The 17,341-nt window shown below is 34.4% G+C and carries 17 protein-coding genes; 10 read left to right on the forward strand and 7 right to left on the reverse strand.

The window, feature by feature from the left end; translation table 11 throughout:
• Positions 1-25 precede the first annotated feature (25 nt).
• Complete coding sequence (locus tag MQX03_RS05025; protein WP_242801909.1) at positions 26-769, forward strand: dienelactone hydrolase family protein; 744 nt, start codon at positions 26-28, stop codon at positions 767-769.
• A gap of 282 nt (positions 770-1,051) precedes the next feature.
• Here the strand turns inward: MQX03_RS05025 and MQX03_RS05030 are convergent, their stop codons facing one another.
• The 5 genes from MQX03_RS05030 to MQX03_RS05050 form a co-directional block, all read right to left on the reverse strand.
• Complete coding sequence (locus MQX03_RS05030) at positions 1,052-1,420, reverse strand: cupin domain-containing protein (RefSeq protein ID WP_242801910.1); 369 nt, start codon at positions 1,418-1,420, stop codon at positions 1,052-1,054.
• A gap of 90 nt (positions 1,421-1,510) precedes the next feature.
• Positions 1,511-2,038, reverse strand: a complete 528-nt coding sequence (locus MQX03_RS05035) for a GNAT family N-acetyltransferase (RefSeq protein WP_242801911.1) — start codon at positions 2,036-2,038, stop codon at positions 1,511-1,513.
• A 17-nt stretch (positions 2,039-2,055) separates the two neighbouring features.
• The gene (locus tag MQX03_RS05040; RefSeq protein WP_242801912.1) at positions 2,056-2,661 is read right to left on the reverse strand and encodes a DUF2911 domain-containing protein; all 606 of its coding nucleotides are present in this window, start codon (positions 2,659-2,661) and stop codon (positions 2,056-2,058) included.
• Positions 2,662-2,797: 136 nt separating this feature from the next.
• Positions 2,798-4,711, reverse strand: coding sequence for a hypothetical protein (locus MQX03_RS05045; RefSeq protein WP_242801913.1), 1,914 nt, complete (start codon positions 4,709-4,711; stop codon positions 2,798-2,800).
• A 21-nt stretch (positions 4,712-4,732) separates the two neighbouring features.
• On the reverse strand, positions 4,733-5,884 hold the full coding sequence (locus MQX03_RS05050) for an ABC transporter ATP-binding protein (protein WP_242801914.1): 1,152 nt from the start codon (positions 5,882-5,884) through the stop codon (positions 4,733-4,735).
• A 103-nt stretch (positions 5,885-5,987) separates the two neighbouring features.
• Between MQX03_RS05050 and MQX03_RS05055 the strand changes: the two genes are divergently transcribed.
• Entirely contained in the window at positions 5,988-6,836 is an 849-nt protein-coding gene (locus tag MQX03_RS05055) for a retropepsin-like domain-containing protein (RefSeq protein ID WP_242801915.1), read from the forward strand.
• Positions 6,837-6,838: 2 nt separating this feature from the next.
• Here the strand turns inward: MQX03_RS05055 and MQX03_RS05060 are convergent, their stop codons facing one another.
• On the reverse strand, positions 6,839-7,327 hold the full coding sequence (locus MQX03_RS05060) for a hypothetical protein (protein ID WP_242801916.1): 489 nt from the start codon (positions 7,325-7,327) through the stop codon (positions 6,839-6,841).
• A gap of 339 nt (positions 7,328-7,666) precedes the next feature.
• Between MQX03_RS05060 and fucP the strand changes: the two genes are divergently transcribed.
• The 8 genes from fucP (at position 7,667) to MQX03_RS05100 (ending at position 15,442) form a co-directional block, all read left to right on the forward strand.
• Complete coding sequence (gene fucP, locus MQX03_RS05065) at positions 7,667-8,944, forward strand: L-fucose:H+ symporter permease (protein WP_242801917.1); 1,278 nt, start codon at positions 7,667-7,669, stop codon at positions 8,942-8,944.
• Positions 8,945-8,962: 18 nt separating this feature from the next.
• Positions 8,963-10,603, forward strand: coding sequence for a UxaA family hydrolase (locus MQX03_RS05070; RefSeq protein ID WP_242801918.1), 1,641 nt, complete (start codon positions 8,963-8,965; stop codon positions 10,601-10,603).
• 253 nt (positions 10,604-10,856) lie between these two features.
• Positions 10,857-11,621: an SDR family NAD(P)-dependent oxidoreductase gene (locus tag MQX03_RS05075; protein ID WP_242801919.1), complete on the forward strand. Its 765-nt coding sequence runs from the start codon at positions 10,857-10,859 to the stop codon at positions 11,619-11,621.
• A gap of 207 nt (positions 11,622-11,828) precedes the next feature.
• Complete coding sequence (locus MQX03_RS05080; RefSeq protein WP_242801920.1) at positions 11,829-12,680, forward strand: fumarylacetoacetate hydrolase family protein; 852 nt, start codon at positions 11,829-11,831, stop codon at positions 12,678-12,680.
• Complete coding sequence (locus tag MQX03_RS05085) at positions 12,677-13,006, forward strand: L-rhamnose mutarotase (protein WP_242801921.1); 330 nt, start codon at positions 12,677-12,679, stop codon at positions 13,004-13,006. The genes MQX03_RS05080 and MQX03_RS05085 overlap by 4 nt, the downstream gene beginning before the upstream one ends.
• 28 nt (positions 13,007-13,034) lie before the next feature.
• Positions 13,035-13,859 (forward strand): amidohydrolase family protein, encoded by an 825-nt coding sequence (locus MQX03_RS05090; RefSeq protein ID WP_242801922.1) that lies wholly within the window; start codon positions 13,035-13,037, stop codon positions 13,857-13,859.
• Between the two features lie 203 nt (positions 13,860-14,062).
• The gene (locus tag MQX03_RS05095; RefSeq protein ID WP_242801923.1) at positions 14,063-14,845 is read left to right on the forward strand and encodes an L-fucose dehydrogenase; all 783 of its coding nucleotides are present in this window, start codon (positions 14,063-14,065) and stop codon (positions 14,843-14,845) included.
• A 132-nt stretch (positions 14,846-14,977) separates the two neighbouring features.
• Complete coding sequence (locus tag MQX03_RS05100; protein WP_242801924.1) at positions 14,978-15,442, forward strand: hypothetical protein; 465 nt, start codon at positions 14,978-14,980, stop codon at positions 15,440-15,442.
• Positions 15,443-15,684: 242 nt separating this feature from the next.
• On the opposite strand, the gene MQX03_RS05105 is transcribed toward MQX03_RS05100, so the two are convergent.
• Complete coding sequence (locus tag MQX03_RS05105; RefSeq protein ID WP_242801925.1) at positions 15,685-17,331, reverse strand: amidohydrolase family protein; 1,647 nt, start codon at positions 17,329-17,331, stop codon at positions 15,685-15,687.
• Positions 17,332-17,341 lie beyond the last annotated feature (10 nt).

A 17,341-nucleotide genomic window follows, 5' to 3' on the forward strand; every position in this document is an offset into this window, starting at 1 on the left:
ACTATAAACTTCACAAAATAAAAATATGATACGTTCAATCTTCATCACCGCAACTTTGCTTGCTTCAGCAACAGTTTTCAGTCAGAATCTGAAAAAAGTTTCTTATCAAGACGGTACTCAAAAACTCAACGGCTTGGTCACATCAAATGCAGGAAAAAAAATTCCCGGAGTTTTGATTCTCCCCGCCTGGAAAGGAATTGACGATGAAGCAAAAACTGCAGCCGCAGATTTAGAAAAACAAGGTTATATAGCATTTATCGCCGATATTTATGGTGAAGGAAATATTCCTGCAGACAATGCTTCTGCCGGAAAAACCGCAGGATTTTACAAGAAAGATTACGCAGCTTACCAAAAGAGAATTTCTCTTGCATTGGAACAACTGAAAAAAAGCGGAGCCATTCCTGAGAAAATTGCAGTAATTGGATATTGCTTTGGCGGAACGGGAGCTTTAGAATCTGCGAGAGGAAAATTGCCTGTTGTGGGCGTAGTTTCCATTCACGGAAGCATTGGAAAAGATCAGTCGAGACCGAATGAAGCTATTTCAACTAAAATTTTAGTAGAAAATCCCGCAGAGGATAAAGGAGTAACTCCCGAAGATTATAACAATCTGATAAAAGAAATGAATGATGGAAAAGCAGATTGGCAAATCATCACTTATGCTAACTCAAAACACACTTTTACTGACCCAAAATCAGCAGATTACAATCCAGTGATGGCGAAAAGAGCCTGGAATCACACATTGATGTTTTTGAAAGAAATTTTAAAGTAATTGAACTATAATAAAGTAAAAACAACCTCAATCAATGAGGTTGTTTTTGTTTATAAATCACTGGTTGTGCTACAATTAGAACACCACCAATACTCATTTTTTCTATCTTTCAACTTTATTTTTGATTTTTCTTTGCAGTTTTCACATACTTGCTCAACATTGTCAGTTTGCTTTGCTTCGTAATCGCAACTAAAGCAACTCCAACTCGTCAAATGAGTTTCCCGTTGATAAACCAAGTAAATGAATTTTCTTTGCATTTAGGACAAATTTGTAACGCCATATTTAAATTATTTCTTGTTCTCTATTCACTAATTCCATCGAAAATGCAGGGAGGCAGATCGCAATATACTCGCACGGTTCTGAGAACGGATTGCTGTAACGAACTCTTGCTCCTTTTTCAATTAAAATACTTTGTCCTTTTTCTAAAACAACGTTTTCTCCATCAATTTCAAATTGCTTTTTACCTGAAATAATAATGGTAAATTCATCAAATTCAGGAGTTTGATGAGGCTCGCTCCAATCTGGAGGAGCAACCATGTGTGCAATTGAAATATTTGGGTTCTGGGTTGAGTTTCCCCAGTGTTCTTCTATCAATTTTCCGTCGTTTGTAGGAACTACAAAAGGTGATTTCTGAATTTTATATTTTTTCATGATAATTTAATCTCTCGCAGATTTTGCTGATCTAGCAGATTTTAAATGCTGAAAATCATATCAGCAAAATCTGCGTGAAATTTACTTATATTAAAAGTAATTTTCCTTTCTGATTTCGTACACAAAATTAGTTCTCGTTGGTTCACCAAAATAAGCCACTTCTTCTTCAGCAATCTTTTGTCCGCCCAATCTTTCTAAAGCAATTTGCGAACGGAAATTTTCTTTCCCAATATGGAAATACACTTTATCTACAAACTGAAAAACATAATCCATCATCAGTTTTTTAATCTGCGGATTGATGCCTTTTCCCCAAGAATTGGTTCCGTAAAAAGTGTAACCAATGAAAATGCTGTTTTTGGATTCATCAAAATCATAAAAACGAGTACTTCCTAGAATATCTCCGGTAGATTTTTCTACAATTTTAAAAGCGCCCTGACTTTCCATCGCACCTTTAAAAAAGTTTTCAAAGACTTCTCTTTTATAACGGTCTTTATTCGGATGTTGCTCCCAGACTTTTGGATTGGAAGCCACTTCATACAACAATTCAAAATCCCCTTGCTGTAAGGGGATTAATTGATATTTTTCGTTTTCTAAAACAGGTTGAATAGAAAAATTCATCTTAATAATTTTAAATCTTAGCTTTTTGCTTTTGCAGCGTCAGATTCTATCTTTTTGATTTCCTTCAATTTCTCAGCAATCTTGGTTACTGCTTCAGGTTTTGCAGGTTTTAAAGCTACCTCAGCCTGAGCCATATCCCATTTAATTACCAAATTCCCTGAGTTTTCGTCAGTTGGGTTTAATGTAATTTCAAACCACTCTTGTTTATCAGTCAATTTATTAACCGGAACTGTAACGTCTACAACATCTTGTTTTGGGTCGTAAGTGTAAGCTCCCCATTGCTGGAAATCTTTATTTAAAATCACTTTCCAATCTTTTTCTGTTGGTACGATGAACAAACCGTAAGTTCCTGCAGGAACTACTTTTCCACCAAAATTCACAGACTGCCCGAATGTAATTTTTGTAGATGAGTTGGCACCCGCTCTCCAAACTTGTCCGTAAGGAACCAATTCTCCGAAAATTTTTCTTCCTTTCACGCCTGGTCTTCCGTAGTCTACAGAGATTTTAGACATAGAAAACTGCTGTTCTACTTTCTGACGAGGACTTGCTGCCGGTACAGAATAATCTTGTGCAAAACTGAACATCGAAGCTGATATGCAAACTGCAAATAATAACTTTTTCACTTATTTTAAATTTTGCTAAAATTACGAAATGGATGTCAGAAATTGGTTTTTGAGTTTGATAAATTTTGTTAAAGTATTATTCGCTTTAAATAAAAAACCTCACAATAAAACTTGTGAGGCTTAGATTATTTTAAATTTATTCAGATCTGGCTTTCCATTTTTGGAGAATAGTGGTATAAAAATAGGTGAAAATAAATCCTATCACTAAAAGAATATAGCTGAGGAAAAGCCCAAGTGAATCTATAATTGATTGACAGTCTTCATATCCTACTCCTTTTACAGGATCATAAACGGTTCCTTGGCAAGCATCTCTTTGATACATTGAAATAATTATAAAAATCAGCAATACAAAAAGTACAAAGCCATTCAACGAAATATTGACAAAAATCGAGGTAATAAGTTTATTAAATTTATTCATCATCAATAACGGAATCAACAAGATAACAATTGATAGCAACAAACCTAATTGAGAGACAAAGTACTCCTCTTTTCCTAAGTGAGAAAATGAATATAAGACAGTTATCAGAACAACTGCCAAAACTAAAACTCCTGCACTGATAATGCTGAATAACAGCGATTTTAAACCTGTAATTCTAAAACTAAAAATCAGTGTTGAAAGGAAAAAAGAAATCCAAAGATAAATGTGAATATTTTGCGAAAAGAAATCTTCACTTTTCACATAATCAACATTATTCAGAAGGTCTTTCAGGTTATCTTGATAGTAGTAAAACTCAGAGACGTTATTATAAAAGTATTTTTCAGGAGAAATCTGTTTATTGATTTCAGGATTAAATTCTTTAATAGAAATCGAGTCATCGACAATCGTTCCGTTCTCATCAACATACGATGCTGCTGCAGAATCAACCGCAATCGCAGCAGCTTCGGCAACTTCATTATTTTCTCTGTCAGAATAATATGAAGAATTGTTTGGGTTATATTTTTCCCCTTTTTCAGGTTTGTAAGTTTTGATAAAATATCTGACTTCAAAATTTTGTGGAGAATACACCATATTAGTCCATTCTTTTGCCTTTAAATTGTTTCTGATTTTAAATTTTTCAGAAATATTTAAAAATTGGGAAAGCAGTTTTTCAATTTCAACATGATTATTTTTATTGAGAAGTTCAGAAGTTTTCCTGTTGATTTCAGCTTGTCTGGATTTTAAATCGCCCTCTGAAACATTATTATAATTATTATAACCAGTATAATATGAATCTTCATAATTTTGATCTGAGAATTTATTTTCATAAAAAACGTCAGAAAAGTTATAATAACTTGGCGCTGTATTTTTTATATAAGATGACAAATCAACTACATCTTTTTTGAAGTAAAAAGTTTCAAAATTTTCGTTTCGGTCAGACTTTACAGCTTCAATTCCTTTGTTTCTTTCATAATCCGGAAGAATGTATTCATGATTTTCATCTTTTTTGTAAGACTTTTTAGAATACATCGTATAATACTGATAAACCCTGTTGTAATAGACAAAATATTTTTTATTTCGGTCCACTTTTTTAATCTCGGTTTCGCAGTAAAGATCATAAAAAGGTTTTGGAGAAAGTCTGTTTTCTAAAGTGTACAATTCTAAATTCTGGGAAAGAAAAGGATAACTTCTGTTGACGATATCGATATTTTCTTTCATTTCAGAGTCGGGATATTTATGATTAACAAATATTTTAAAACCAGACATGTATGAAAAATAGAAAGTGGTACTCGCAAAAATAATCACAAAATACTGTACAAACTGCGAAAAGAGTTTACCTCGTGATAAAGGATAAATGTTTTTGAACGCATTGTTTTTAAACATCAAAATCAGCCATCCCACAATCATCAAAATAGAGATAATCAGATGAATAAATATCAGTCCATTTTTGAAATAATCATCTCTCACTGTACGTGTCTGCAAAGAAACGGGATCGAGGTGCGAAAGATAGCCGATGATGAAAAAGAGAATGTGAACAAGCAAACTTGCCAAAAGCATCCACACAATTTTGGTGTTCCAAACGGTAGGATATTTCTCTAATAAATATTGATTAATTTTATTTATTTTTTGCATTTTAATTTGAATTAAAGAAGATTAATTAACGAAAAATCTTCTCGTAGAAGATGAGATATTCCTGATGTAAACCAAATCTGTTTTCGCTTGTCCTAAAGCGGTGATGACATTATGAAACTCAGTTTCTGCCGAGAAATAAGCAACATAAACTCCACCATTAAAATTCAGTTTTTCTAAAGCAAAATCTTTAAAAACTTCAAGCAGATGTTCTCTTGAATTGGTGGTGTCAATTTCTATAATCAAACTTGCATTTTCGGTATCTTTTAATTCAGAATTATCTTTGTACTGACCGTTTTTCAGGAAAATGACTTTATCTGAAACCTTTTCGACTTCGTACAATTGCTGCGAGCTCAAAATCAAAGCAATAGGATGATTAACGGAGTTGGCAATCGATTTTAAATCTTCCAGAATAACCTGTTGAGCCAAGACATCGAGATTAGCTAAAGGTTCGTCTAAAAGTAAAATTTCTGGTTTTCTTAAAAGAGTTCGGGCCAATTCAAAACGCATTTTGTAACCGGAAGAAAGCTCGTTCCATTTCAGGTGTTTGTAATTCCAAAGTCCCAATCTGGCAATCATCATCAACGTTCGTATTTCATTTTCTTCGGGTTTAACATTGTAATTTGACAGAACAAATTTCAAATTATCTTTTAAACTTCCATACCATTTCTCAGTACGCTGCGGGATGTACACCAATTTTGTGCAAAGGTCATATTCATCTTTCGGCTCAGAATTGAAAGAATAATTGAGCTCACCTTCATTAAAAGAAATTTCTTTGGCTAAAATTCGCAGAAGTGTCGTTTTACCGTTTCCGTTCTCTCCTACCAAACCGTAAACCTGGCCTTTATTGATTTCCATAGAAACCGGACCGAGAGAAAATCTGTTGCTGCCGTAAGATTTCAAAATATTTTTTGCCCGAAGCACAGGTTTCTCAGCCGAATGTTCCTGCACTTGAATTTTTTCAATTTTCTCAAGAAGAATTTTAGACTTTTCAATAAACTCGCTTATTGCGTGGCTATTTGTTTCTTTCCAGTCTGTCAGGTTGATGGCTTCTTTATAGATTTCCATGTTCTGCGTATCTATAGCGCAGTCGAGCAATTTTCTAAAACCTAATACAGTATCTTTATTATCAAAGAAATGATAAACCTCGTTCACACGATGTTGGTGTTTCGTCATTTGGGATATTTAATTAATCTAATATATATAAATTTTAAGAATAAATTATATCAATTTACAGAGATAAATTTAATGATTATATTTGGCTAAATTTTATTTGAAAATGTTTGTAAAAATTGCATTAGTTGTAGTATTAATGATAGGTTCAGTGATACTTAAAGCTCAGGAAACAATTCCATTCAGATTGACAAAACACAACAATATCATTGTAAAAACTTTGGTAAACGACAAAGATTCACTTCATCTTATGTTTCAGATTGCCATGGAAGACGCATCGATTTCACCGGAAAGAACAAGAAAAGCTGACAACATCATTTTTAAAGGTGAAATAAGCAACGGAAATACACTGAAAATTGGCAACAAAAAACACGAAAACATCAGGTTTTTCGACAATGAATTTACCGGTCATGAAGCCGATGGTAAAATAGGAACCGGAATTTTTAAAAATCAAATATTTAAAATTGATTATGATCAAAACAAATTTGTCATCTACAACCAACTTCCGGATTTGAAAGGCTATCAACCTGTACCACTTTTTTTAGAGAACGGACAGTTTTATATCGTTGCAGATAATATAATCGATGGAAAACCATATCAAGCGAATTTCCTTTTGCAATCAGGTTATTCAGGAGGATTATTATATAGCAATGAGTTTGCAGACGGAAAAGAGTTGGATAAAAACCTGAAAATTACAGGTGAAAAAGTAATGAAAAACTCTGCGGGACAAAGCATTACCACCAAACAAGGCATTCTACCATCTCTAAAATTGGGAAATATTATTCTAAAAGATGTAACTGCAGGATTTTTCACAGGCGAACTCAAAACACAACATAAAAATTACTTTGCAGCAGACGTTATGAAAAGATTCAATTGGATTTTTGATGCGGATAGAAAAATGGTTTACATTAAGCCCAGCAAATACTTTGATGCGCCCTATTATAAAATCAATTAAACTCACATTCCCATCATCATTGACATATAATAGTTGGCGCAATGCAGTGAAATGAGGAGCAACATATTTTTTTCATCAAATGTTTCTAAAATTTCAGAAGTCGTCATTTGATATTCGTAGTTCAAACTATTCCATTTAAAATTTGGCTTCATCATCATGAGCTCAGATCCTTTTTGGTCTGTCAATACAAATGATTCTTTGAAAAAACCTTGGTGTTTAAAAATGTAGTCTTTTTCGGTATCGTCAAAATAAGTTTTCAAAAGAATATTGCCATCCCAATTCATTGCGAATTTCAAAATTACATTTTTACCGTCAATTACTTCAACTGTCGTTCCCCAAAAACCTTTTGGCTCAACTTGATATTTTGAGTTTAAAATTTCAATTTCAGCATTGAATTTAAACCAGTTTTTGTAGTGCAATTCCCCGATTATCTTTTCGTCTTTTGTTATTTTGAAAGTGGTGAATTTTTCTGAAGTTGCTTGATATTCCATTTTGCGTTTTTATGAATTTATTTTATTCTAAATTACATTTTTCCGCCAAACTAAAAATTAGTTCCTAATTTTTTTAATGTAGAACTATTTCTTTCGATAACTATTGGAAACAAAAAATTGCATTAACGAATCATTAATAAATTTCAATATCCCTTAACTATCTTGTACTATCCTGCCCTGTCAATTTTTTATTCGAAAAATTATTATACTTTTAAAAATCAGAAAACGTTTAAGTTTTGTAGAAGAAGCGATAAATTTTGAATGTAAAAACAAAATGCAATCGATTAACCTTTTCATTTTAAATGTTGAAAAGAAACAATTAATAAACCAACCAAATCAATGAATAATACCCAACCCGGAAACTCGTTTTCTTCTTCAAAAAAGAAAAATTACTACTTTCCTCTGATCCTTATCACGAGTTTGTTTTTCTTTTGGGGATTTATCCATAATCTTGATCCGATCTTGATTAAACACCTTCGAAGTGCTTTTCACCTGAACCATTTTCAGGCTTCGTTAGTAGATTCATCTGTTTTTGCAGCGTACTTTTTATTGGCCATTCCTGCAGGAATGATTATTCAGAAATATGGTTACAAAACCGGGATTTTAGTAGGTTTGTTCTTTTTTGCGGCTGGATGTTTTTTATTTGTTCCGGCAGCGAATAACATTAGTTATCCGTTTTTTCTCGCAGCTCTTTTTGTCTTGTCTTGTGGTCTTGCCATTCTGGAAACCGCAGCAAACCCTTACATTACCGTTTTGGGCGCACCTGAAAAAGCAACACAAAGATTAAACTTTGCACAGTCTTTCAATGGTTTGGCAGCTTCAATTGCTCCTATTGTTGGCGGAATTTTTATTCTGAGTGATGAACCAAAATCACAGGAAGAACTTGCCCAACTTGATCAGGCAGCAAAACTGGCCTACATTCACGCTGAAACTTCACTTGTAAAAGGACCTTACATCATTTTGGGAATCATCATTCTGCTGGTTATGTTTCTATTTTTATTGGTAAAACTACCGGAAGTAACGGAAAGCAAAGAAAAATCGACAAAGAGTTTTATTCAGGTTTTAGGCGTAAAAAATGTCGGATGGGGTGTTCTCGCACAGTTTTTTTATATCGGTGCGCAAATTTATGTTTTCAGTTTTCTCTTGGTTTTTGCAGAAGATGCGATCAATATGAAAGGTCAGGAAGCTAAATATTATGCCGGTGTGGCAGGATTATTATTTATGATCGGGCGTTTTGCAGGAACTTTTTTCATGAAATATATTTCACCTCAAAAACTATTGAGTATCTATAGTGTGATCAGTATCTTTCTCAGCATTTGGGTTATTGCCGGATCAGGAATTTCAACATTATATGCATTGGTTGCGCTTACATTTTTTATGTCAATCATGTTCCCAACTATTTTTGCTTTGGGAATTGAAGGTGCCGGTGCAGAAACAAAATCTGCCTCCAGCTTATTAATCATGTCTATTGTTGGAGGTGCCATCATACCACCGATTGCAAGTAAAATTACAGATATTTCAGGGAATATTCATTTTTCTTATGCTGTTCCTTTAGTCTGTTTTATCATCGTTTTTCTGTTTTCATTAAGATTCAGAAATAAAAAAATCTCATCATAATAAATGTAGAAGCCTAAAATGAGCAATTTAATTTTAAAAATAAATCAAAAAGATAATGTTTTGGTTGCTTTGCAGGATATTCCAGCAGAAACCGAAATTATTTTCGAAGGAATCACCTACACCACTTTAGAAGCAATCCCTGCTAAACACAAATTCTTTATGAATGACATGAAACAGGGTGACGAAATCTTCATGTATGGCGTTTTAGTAGGTAAAGTACAGTACGATCTCGCAGCGGGAACCCGAATGACGACAGACAATACAAAACACGCTGCCGAACCTTACTACTACCGAGATGTTGACTATCACTGGACAAAACCTGATGTGTCAAGATTTTTACATAAAACTTTTAAAGGATATCACCGTTCAAACGACGATGTAGGTACGGCCAATTACTGGCTTTTTATTCCTACCGTTTTTTGTGAAAACCGTAATCTTGATATTATTAAAGAATCATTGTATAATGAATTGGGATACGCGGTTGATGCAAAATACAAAAGCTATACCCATCAATTGGTAGAAGCCATTTCTAAAGGAGAAAATTTGGATGATATTAATTTTTCACCCTCAAATATTGCTGCAAAAGACAGAGTTTTTAAAAATGTAGATGGTATCAAGTTTCTTAATCACACTGGCGGTTGTGGTGGAACAAGACAGGATGCGGATACCCTCAGCAAACTTTTGGCGTCTTACGCAGACCATCCCAATGTTGCAGGAGTTACTTTGTTAAGTTTGGGCTGTCAGCATCTTCAGATTGATAATTTTAAAAAGGATTTGTACAATAGAAATCCTGATTTTGATAAACCTTTACTCGTTTTTGAGCAACAAAAAGCGGTCAGTGAAGAAACAATGATCAAAAATGCCATTTTTGAAACCTTGAAAGGACTGTTGGAAATTAATAAAATTGAACGTGAAGATGCACCGATAAGCAAACTTTGTGTTGGTGTAAAATGCGGTGGAAGCGATGGTTTCAGCGGTATTTCAGCCAATCCGGCTGTAGGACATCTTGCCGATATACTTTCGGTTTTGGGAGCTAAAGTTTTACTGGCAGAATTCCCGGAATTGTGCGGTGTCGAACAGGAATTAATAGATCGTGCCGTTGATCAACCAACCGCAGAAAAATTTATCAGGTTGATGACGGAATATGATGAATTGGCTCACGCCGTAGGTTCAGGATTTTACATGAATCCATCGCCGGGAAATATTAAGGACGGATTAATCACAGATGCCATCAAATCTGCAGGAGCTGCAAAAAAAGGAGGTTCTGCCCCTGTTGTAGATGTTTTGGATTATACAGAACCTGCTACCAAACCAGGATTGAGTTTAGTTTGCACACCGGGAAATGATGTGGAAGCAACCACAGGAAAAGCAGCTTCAGGAGCAACCTTAATTCTGTTTACAACTGGTTTGGGAACGCCTACAGGAAATCCGGTTTGCCCTGTCATCAAAGTAGCTACAAATACCGTATTAGCTACGAAGATGTCGGATATTATTGATATTGATACTGGGGCGGTTGTGCGTGGCGAAAAAACCATTCAGGGAATGGGTGAAGATATTTTAGATTTCTGCATCGACGTTGCCAGCGGAAATATCATTCCTAAAGCTGTAGCATTGAATCAGGATGATTTTATTCCTTGGAAAAGAGGAGTGAGCCTTTAAAAATTTTAAGGAATATTAATCTTAAAAAAAAAAAAATTAAACGCAAAGATTTAATATTACATGTGAAGATTTAAGGAGCAAAGGTGCGACAAGTCGCTTAAGCTTGAAAATAACTCGAATGTCAATTGATAACAAATATATCTCTGTGATTTTATTTAAGTGAAATGCCTTTGCGAACTTAAAAACAGTTAGTTGTCAAAAAATCTTAGCGCCCTTTGCGTTAAAATAAATTACCAATAAAATTTAATATAAAATGTTTTCTTTAAAAAATAAAAAAGCCGTTGTAACAGGCGGAGGAAGCGGAATCGGGCAAGCCATTGCGGTTCAGCTCGCAGCCAATGGTGCAGAAGTTCACATTCTTGAAATAACAGAGCAAAACGGACAGGAAACTCTGGAAAAAATACAATCTTCCGGAGGAAATGCTACAGTGTATGCTTGCGATGTTTCAAAACAGAAAGATGTTTTAGGAGTTTTTGAACAAATTGGAGCGATCAATATTCTTGTCAATAATGCGGGAATTGCGCACATTGGAAAAGCAGATACGACTTCAGAAGAAGATTTTGACAGAATTTATAATGTCAATATTAAAGGGGTTTACAATTGTCTGTTTGCAGCCATTCCGCAGATTAGAAAATCAGGAGGCGGTGTGATCATTAATATGGCTTCAATTGCTGCATTGGTTGGAATTCCTGATCGTTTTGCTTACAGTACAGCAAAAGGTGCTGTAAAAGCAATGACCATGAGTGTTGCCAAAGATTATATTAATGAAAACATCCGTTGTAATTCCATTTCTCCAGCAAGAGTACATACACCTTTTGTGGATGGATTTTTAAAGAATAATTATCCTGACAATATCGAAGAAATGTTTGAAAAACTGTCGAAAACCCAACCGATCGGAAGAATGGCTCAACCTGAGGAAGTTGCCTCTTTAGCATTATATTTATGCAGTGATGAAGCATCATTCATAACAGGAGTAGATTACCCTATTGATGGTGGTTTTACTACTTTGAATAATTAAACTTTGTGAATTTTCGCAACTTTTAAATATTAGACTGCAGTCCTAGCCCCGATAGAAACGGCATCCTTTTGGGTTGCGGCTGGAGCAAAGCGGAAGCCGTAACCCAAAAGATATAGTGGATAGCGGGAAAAAGCTTCAAATAAAAAATTAAATAGCTTTTCCATGTAATCAAAAGCTCCTCACAAAATAATATAAGTAAAAATTAAAATGAAATTAATAAAATTTGGAAAACTGGGACAGGAAAAACCGGGAGTAATTATCGGCGAGAAAAGATATGATGTTTCTCATCTGGTAAAAGATTATGATGAAAACTTCTTTTCCGGTGACGCCATAGAAAATTTAAAATCTGAAATAAATACTCAGAATCTACCCGAAATTTCTCTTGATGAAAGATTAGGTACACCTCTGGCAAGACCATCCAAAATCATCTGTGTCGGACTGAATTACAAAGATCACGCCGCTGAAACTAATGCTCAGATTCCACAGGAACCTATTTTGTTTTTTAAAGCTACCACCGCAATCGTAGGACCTAATGATGATTTAATTATTCCTAAAACGAGTACAAAAACTGACTGGGAAGTTGAATTGGGTATCGTCATCGGAAAAAAAGCGAGCTATGTTTCTGAAGAAAATGCTATTGAACACGTTGCGGGTTACGTTTTGCACAACGATTATAGTGAAAGAGCCTTTCAGCTGGAAAGAAACGGACAGTGGGTAAAAGGAAAAAGCTGCGATACTTTTGCACCAATTGGTCCTTTCATTGCGACGCCTGACGAAATTGAAGATGTTCATAATTTACGTTTGTGGTTGAAGGTCAACGGACAAATGCTGCAGGATGGAAATACTTCCAATCTGATTTTTGATGTTCCTTTTATCATAAGTTATATCACTCAGTTTATGACTTTGCTTCCGGGGGATGTGATCAGTACGGGAACGCCTGCCGGTGTTGGTTTGGGACAAAAACCTGAGCCATGGTATTTGAAACCAGGTGATGTGGTAGAATTGGGAATTGACGGGTTAGGAAGCAGTACACAAAAAGTAAAAGCTTACGGAGAATGAAAAAATTCTGTCTCGCTATCGATTTAATTGATGATTCTGAATTAATAGCGGAATACGAAAAGTATCACCAAAACGTTTGGCCTGAAGTGAAACAAAGTATTTTGGATTCAGGAATTACAAATATGGAGATTTATCGTGTTCAAAACCGATTATTTATGATTGTGGAAGCAGATGAAAATTTTTCTTTTGAAGCTAAAAATGAGACTGATAAAAATGACTTAAAAGTTCAGGAATGGGAAGAATTGATGTGGAAATTTCAAAAACAGTTACCCAATTCAAAGCATGATGAAAAGTGGCAGTTGATGGACAAAATATTTTCATTATAAATTTCATTTCAGAAAAAAATAATTAAATATGATTATTGATTCTCACGCACATTTTTGGAAATTTGATCCAGTTCGGGATGCTTGGATTACGAAAGATATGACAGTCATCCAGAAAGACTTTCTGCCGGAAGATTTTTCTTTATATTTAAATGAAAACAGAATTGAAGGCTGCGTTGCCGTGCAAGCTGATCAAAGTAATGAAGAGACAGCTTTTTTGGTAAATTTAGCTAAAGAAAATCCTTTTATTAAAGGGGTTGTTGGTTGGATTGATTTAACTTCTGATAAACTTGAACAGTCACTTCAAAGCTATAAATCTGAAAAACTCATTAAAGGTTTCAGACATATCGCTGAAGGAGAAGAAATCGGTTTTTTACTCCAAAAAAATGTACTCAACGGAATCGCTGCACTTCATCAATATGATTATACTTTCGATATTTTGTTGAGACAGGATCAGCTTTCTGACGCTATAAAACTTTCGGAAAAATTGCCCGATCAACCATTTATTCTGGATCATTGCGGAAAACCGGATCTTAAAACAAAAGACTTAAAAAACTGGAAATCTAACATTTCTGAAATTGCGAAAAATCCAAACATTTATTGTAAAGTTTCGGGACTTTTAACACAAGGAAATTGGGACAATATTGATGAAAAAGCAATTTTTGAAATTTTGGATTTTATTTTTTCACAATTTGGAATTAAGCGTGTCGTTTTCGGAAGTGACTGGCCTGTCATGTTATTAGGAGGAAATTATGCTTTGTGGCTGGAATTGATTTCAAAATATTTGACACAATTTTCAAAAGAAGAACAGAAACTTTTTTTCTCCGGAAATGCTGTTAAATTTTACAATTTATAATTTTTTATTACCGCAAAAGTGACAAAAGATTAACATATTAGTTATTTTAAGTTTATCATTAGAGCGCTAATAAGAGTACATAAGTTTTAAAAACATTTCGTGTTCTTTGCTGAGTGAAACGCCTTCGCGAACGAAAAATATGCAGAACAATATTAAAAAAATCTTTGCGCTCTTTGCGTTTAAAGAAAACATAACCCAAAATTATGAACCTAAATCTTGACCATAAAATAATCATCGTAAGCGGCGGTGCAAAAGGCATCGGAAATGCTATTGCGAAAATTTTAGCCGAAGAAAATGCATTGCCGATAATCATTGGCAGAAACGAAGACGATAACAAAAAAGCCATTCAGGAAATTCAGGATCTTGGAGGAAAAGCTGACTTTGTTACCGCCGAACTTTCCCAACCCGAAGAATGCAAAAAAGCCATTAGTGAAGTTGTAAAAAAATATGGAAAAATCGATGGTATTGTCAATAATGCTGGTGTAAATGATGGTGTTGGGCTGGAAAATGGTTCGTATGAAGGATTCATGGCATCATATCACAAAAATTTGGTGCATTATTATCTTTTGGTGCACCATGCACTTCCCTATCTTAAAGAAAGCAAAGGTTCCATTGTAAATATCGGCAGCAAGACCGCAGAAACCGGACAAGGCGGAACGTCAGGCTATGCCGCCGCAAATGGTGCAAGAAATGCTTTGACAAGAGAATGGGCGGTAGAACTTTTGCCTTACAGTATTCGTGTAAATGCTATTATCGTTGCTGAAGCTTGGACACCGCTTTACCAATCATGGATTTCTACTTTTGAAAACCCTGAGGAAAAACTAAAAAGTATTACTTCAAAAATCCCTTTTGAAAACCGCATGACGACCTCAGAGGAAATTGCTAATATGGCTGCGTTCCTTTTATCAGAAAGATCTTCGCATACAACTGGTCAATTGATTCATGTAGATGGTGGATATGTGCATTTGGATAGAAGTTTGGGGTAAATCACGAGAATTAAATGTTTAAGATTTTTAAGAATCAATATCGATTGCTTTTTTCCAGCAGGAATAAATTTTTAAACACATAATTTTCAAAAGAAAATACTGAATATTCCATTTAATTCTTAAATTTGACCAATGCAAAAGAATCTTTATCTCATCATTATATCATTTTGTCTTGTGAGTTGCTACACCTATCAGGTTAAAAAACAAGCGGATACAACAACCGACAATAAACAAGACTCCAAAAAGAGTGTAACTCTTGCTGATAATACTCCTATGCAAGCGAAAAATACAACAGCTGCATCCCAAAGTCTGAGTCAACAACAAATGTCTGTTAATATTCAGGAGAAACTTGCACCTAATAAAAATGTTAGAATTGACGTTGATGGCAAGACCTATAAAATAATAGTTGACAAATGGGAAAATGACAGTCTGGTTGCACACGCGGTTCATAATCCTAAAAAAATTCTGAAATTCCATAAGAATCAGATCAATAGTGAGAAAATTGCTGAAAAACGCTTTTCACAACCCATCGCTGATATTATTACTGTTGCTGCTTATGCCGGCATTGGTATTTTAATCTATTCTCTTGTCAAATAATTTTTTAAATTTTTCAATTATTTAATCCTGAATATGTTACAATTACATTTTTACCATCGAGATTTTCTTTCGGTAAATTTTTGATTAAAATTAATTCCCAAAACTTGCGCGAATTTAGTGTTGATTCTTCCACTTAATATTCGTGTCGCGCTTCGGACAGTGAGAGTTTTTTAACGGATTAATTATCAATTTTCTTAACGCTCCATTTTCCTATGTCGTAAAACAAAAGAGATACAAGTCGCTTATTTCCAATTATTAAGATATCTTTTCAGAAACCTTTTGCCATTTTCAACTAAAAATTTTTCCACACAAATAATAAGATAATTTTCATCAATGGATTCAGAATTTTTGTTTTTAAAAACCCTGATATCTTTTAAAATTTCTAATCTTTTATCTACAATCGGTAAATAGACCAACAAATCATCTCTAAGTTTTTCCAGACTTGTAACATCATTGTAAGGATTGATAGGATTGATAAGACCATCATAATCTGATCCTATACAGATATGATCCCACGGACTACGCTCGCCAATCCAATTCATTTCGGAATATCCTAAACGCACTGCATACAAAATATGAGCACAGAGTAAATAAATATGTCGCACCTGCCGATCTGTTTTATGCTTGGTAGTAAATGCTTCTTCCAGATCATAAGTTCCGTTTTTAAACCATTTTTCCCATTCATAAAGAGGTATTGCCTCCGCATCTTTGAAATATTCCGGTCTTGAACCATCTAACATTCCTTTTGCAGAGCCCAAAATTCGCTGATCCATCGAAATTCCGATCAGACCGTTACTCTTCATAATTTCTATGATTTCTTCATCAAAAAGATTGATTGTCCAAGGGTTTGCAAAAATTTTGTTATTCAGCAAAAAATCGGTTTTACCAATCATCCTGTTTTTTGCCTGAATTTCGGGAATAGTTTTACCATGATCATATTTTATCGCTGAACGGTAATTTTTTTGCTCTAAAAAATTCTGTAATGAACAGAAAGTAAATCCTGTATGAGATGAGATGATGGGTAAACGAAGAGTTTCCGGGTGTTCTTCTCCCAACTCCTCGCGGAATTGATAGAATTTGTGTCTGGAAAATACACTCATATGCTTCACATCGATCAATGTGGGGTAAGGATGCAGAAAGACTGACCGAATAAAGTCTTTTCCTTTTTCTGAAATACCATACCCTGATTTTGGTATAAAATCATTACTTCGAAATGCAATTTGTGCAGTATCATTAAGCGCCTGTGCAAAACCACACATTAACTGCTCGGGAATTTCGCTGAGATGAACCAGATTAATACTAAAAAGATCAACATTATTCTTGTCATCCTGAATTTCACGGTAACATTTACCAGGATCGGTAACTGCAGAAGTATCACGAATTGTAACATCAGAAAAATTATGCGCTCCCTCTACCGAAAATGCAAGATAAGTAAATTGCGGATCGGCGAAGATATCTTCAGATAATAGTTTTTTTCTGCTTATAAATTTAATCTTAAAATCATTTTCTAACGTTTTGAAATTAGAATTATAGTAAGCAATCTCTTCCTTAAAAAGACCAAAATATGAAGTCTGTTTGTTCTTCACACGGTCAATAAAGCTCCAATTGATTGGTAAATTTGATGAGCTAAAGCCTTTGAATAGGCCATTTATATTTTCTGCAAAAGCATACTCCATAGCCATAATTGCAGTAACTCCGTATCCTAAAGGACTATTTTTCACCATGCTTGGTGAAGACTGGCTGTCAAATGCGTTGCCCATGAATTCATCTATAACGCTCATTATACCTTTAGTCTTAAAATCGGAGGTAAGCGGGAGACGGCTGGAATCTTTTTTACTTATTAAATGCTTAAATAATAAATGAAAATGGAAGTCAAATATATTTTTCATAGCTGTTTTT

This window comes from Chryseobacterium aahli, from assembly GCF_022699665.1.
GTDB lineage: Bacteria > Bacteroidota > Bacteroidia > Flavobacteriales > Weeksellaceae > Chryseobacterium > Chryseobacterium aahli.

What these genes read in the sequence shown, in the direction of transcription:
- MQX03_RS05050 (WP_242801914.1), bottom strand. Translation starts at nt 5,884, where the DNA reads ATGACGAAACACCAACATCGTGTGAACGAGGTTTATCATTTCTTTGAT.
- MQX03_RS05075 (WP_242801919.1), top strand. Translation starts at nt 10,857, where the DNA reads ATGTTTTCTTTAAAAAATAAAAAAGCCGTTGTAACAGGCGGAGGAAGC.
- MQX03_RS05100 (WP_242801924.1), top strand. Translation starts at nt 14,978, where the DNA reads ATGCAAAAGAATCTTTATCTCATCATTATATCATTTTGTCTTGTGAGT.
- fucP (WP_242801917.1), top strand. Translation starts at nt 7,667, where the DNA reads ATGAATAATACCCAACCCGGAAACTCGTTTTCTTCTTCAAAAAAGAAA.
- MQX03_RS05080 (WP_242801920.1), top strand. Translation starts at nt 11,829, where the DNA reads ATGAAATTAATAAAATTTGGAAAACTGGGACAGGAAAAACCGGGAGTA.
- MQX03_RS05030 (WP_242801910.1), bottom strand. Translation starts at nt 1,420, where the DNA reads ATGAAAAAATATAAAATTCAGAAATCACCTTTTGTAGTTCCTACAAAC.
- MQX03_RS05060 (WP_242801916.1), bottom strand. Translation starts at nt 7,327, where the DNA reads ATGGAATATCAAGCAACTTCAGAAAAATTCACCACTTTCAAAATAACA.
- MQX03_RS05025 (WP_242801909.1), top strand. Translation starts at nt 26, where the DNA reads ATGATACGTTCAATCTTCATCACCGCAACTTTGCTTGCTTCAGCAACA.
- MQX03_RS05090 (WP_242801922.1), top strand. Translation starts at nt 13,035, where the DNA reads ATGATTATTGATTCTCACGCACATTTTTGGAAATTTGATCCAGTTCGG.
- MQX03_RS05055 (WP_242801915.1), top strand. Translation starts at nt 5,988, where the DNA reads ATGTTTGTAAAAATTGCATTAGTTGTAGTATTAATGATAGGTTCAGTG.
- MQX03_RS05070 (WP_242801918.1), top strand. Translation starts at nt 8,963, where the DNA reads ATGAGCAATTTAATTTTAAAAATAAATCAAAAAGATAATGTTTTGGTT.
- MQX03_RS05035 (WP_242801911.1), bottom strand. Translation starts at nt 2,038, where the DNA reads ATGAATTTTTCTATTCAACCTGTTTTAGAAAACGAAAAATATCAATTA.
- MQX03_RS05105 (WP_242801925.1), bottom strand. Translation starts at nt 17,331, where the DNA reads ATGAAAAATATATTTGACTTCCATTTTCATTTATTATTTAAGCATTTA.
- MQX03_RS05045 (WP_242801913.1), bottom strand. Translation starts at nt 4,711, where the DNA reads ATGCAAAAAATAAATAAAATTAATCAATATTTATTAGAGAAATATCCT.
- MQX03_RS05095 (WP_242801923.1), top strand. Translation starts at nt 14,063, where the DNA reads ATGAACCTAAATCTTGACCATAAAATAATCATCGTAAGCGGCGGTGCA.
- MQX03_RS05085 (WP_242801921.1), top strand. Translation starts at nt 12,677, where the DNA reads ATGAAAAAATTCTGTCTCGCTATCGATTTAATTGATGATTCTGAATTA.